Origin of the sequence: Kitasatospora sp. NPDC056783, assembly GCF_042789895.1 — a bacterium.
Taxonomy (GTDB): domain Bacteria; phylum Actinomycetota; class Actinomycetes; order Streptomycetales; family Streptomycetaceae; genus Kitasatospora.
Genome location: NZ_JBHUAF010000682.1, coordinates 1 through 1,715 on the forward strand (window position 1 = coordinate 1; position 1,715 = coordinate 1,715).

The 1,715-nt window shown below is 74.5% G+C and carries 2 protein-coding genes; one reads left to right on the top strand and one right to left on the bottom strand.

What is annotated here, in order from left to right:
• Positions 1–956: serine/threonine-protein kinase (locus tag ACFRMQ_RS40565; RefSeq protein WP_380735938.1), on the bottom strand; the 956-nt coding region annotated here is incomplete at its 3' end.
• 406 nt (positions 957–1,362) lie between these two features.
• Here ACFRMQ_RS40565 and ACFRMQ_RS40570 point away from each other — a divergent pair.
• Complete coding sequence (locus ACFRMQ_RS40570) at positions 1,363–1,563, top strand: hypothetical protein (protein ID WP_380735939.1); 201 nt, start codon at positions 1,363–1,365, stop codon at positions 1,561–1,563.
• Positions 1,564–1,715 lie beyond the last annotated feature (152 nt).

Below are 1,715 nucleotides of genomic sequence, written 5' to 3' on the forward strand. Positions count from 1 at the left end.
GGGGCCGGGACGCCCTGCCGTCCGCCCTCGGGCCGACCCGGTGCCGGGGCGGGCGCGGGTGCCGGAGCGGGTGCCGGAGCCGCCGGGCCCCGCCCGTGCCGTGCCGCGCGGGCACCGCCGGGGGAGCCCGCGGCCGCGCCGCGCGCCGCCAGCTCGCTGAGCCGCTCGTGCAGCGCGGACGCCCCGGGGCGCTCGGCGGGCTCCTTGGCCAGGCAGGCGCGGATCAGCGGCGCCAGCTGCGGAGGCACCGCCGAGAGGTCGGGCTCCTCGTGGACGACCCGGTAGAGCATCACTTCGGAGGACGCCCCGGACCCGAACGGGGTGTCGCCGGTGAGCGCGTACGCGAGCGTGGCCCCGAAGGCGAAGACGTCCGTGGCGGGGGTGACGGCGGCGCCGCGCACCTGCTCGGGCGCGAGGAAGCCGGGTGAGCCGACCGCGGTGCCGACATGGGTGAGCGTGCTGGCGCCGCGCGACCAGGCGATGCCGAAGTCGATGATCCGGGGGCCGCGGGGCGAGAGCAGGATGTTGGAGGGCTTGAGGTCCCGGTGGACCACGCCCGCCTCGTGCACCTTGACCAGCCCGTCGGCCAGCGAGGCCCCGATCCGGGCCGCCTCGGGCCAGTTCAGCGGCCCCTCGTCGCCGACGCGCTTGTAGAGGGAGGGCCCCGGCACGTAGGCGGTGGCCAGCCAGGGCCGGTCGGCCTCGATGTCCGAGCCGACCACGCGCGCGGTGCAGCCGCCCCGGATCCGGGAGGCGGCGGCGATCTCGCGGGCGAACCGGGTGCGGAACTCCTGGTCCTCGGCGAGTTCGGCGCGGATCAGCTTGAGGGCGACGCGCTGCCCGCGGCGGTCGGACCCGAGGTACACCACGCCCATCCCGCCGGCGCCCAGTCGCCGGTGCAGGCGGTACGGCCCGACGATGCGGGGGTCCTCACGCCTCAGCCGCATCATCGCCATGTTTCGTTCCCCGTCAGCCGGTGGGTGAGGCCCCGTCGGTTGGGCCGTCGTCAGTTTCTGTCTGGCACAGCTTACGGACTGCCCGCTGCGGTGTGCTGATACGCAACACCTCAAGCCGCCGTGCGATTGTCCGATCTTGCGCTGGGTCGCAGGTCACAGAGCCACCGAAGGGTTTCTCGGGGTTGCCCCTCAGGGTTCCCCCGGGGGCCGGATGAGACCTCCGTCCCCCTGCGGTAGTAGGCCTCGGGTCCCATCGTCATCCTCCGGGACGTCCGAGGAACGGTACGACGGCATGACGCCCGGACAACCCCTCGACCAATAGCGTTGTGCTCAGCGGTGGACGGGGAACTCGTCCCCCGAGGTAAGCCGTCCACCGCGCCAACTCGACCGGATCAGGAGCAAGGACATGCCACCGCAGCTCACGGGAACTCCCAGCCGCCGCCGGCAGGCCTTCGTCCGGTCCCGGTCAACCGAGCAGCCCACGCGCCACCCGGCCGTGGCACTGGCGATGGCCCTGCCGTGCGCTGTGCTCCTGGTGCTGCTCTTCGGTGGGTGGGAGCAGATGGCGAGCCAGGCCCAGGCCGTCGCCGATCTGATCACCCGCTGAGCGGGAGGCAGGACACCGGCCCCACGGGCCGGCCGAAGACGGGCACCGATCCCCTGGGGACGGGGAGCGGTGCCGCCGGGGAGGCCGCGGCCGCGATGACACGCGGACGGGCGAGAGCGGTGCGCAGAGCACCCCGGCAGGCGGAGATGCCG

Excerpts from the sequence above, each read along its gene's own strand:
- ACFRMQ_RS40570 (WP_380735939.1), top strand. The coding sequence starts at position 1,363 with ATGCCACCGCAGCTCACGGGAACTCCCAGCCGCCGCCGGCAGGCCTTC.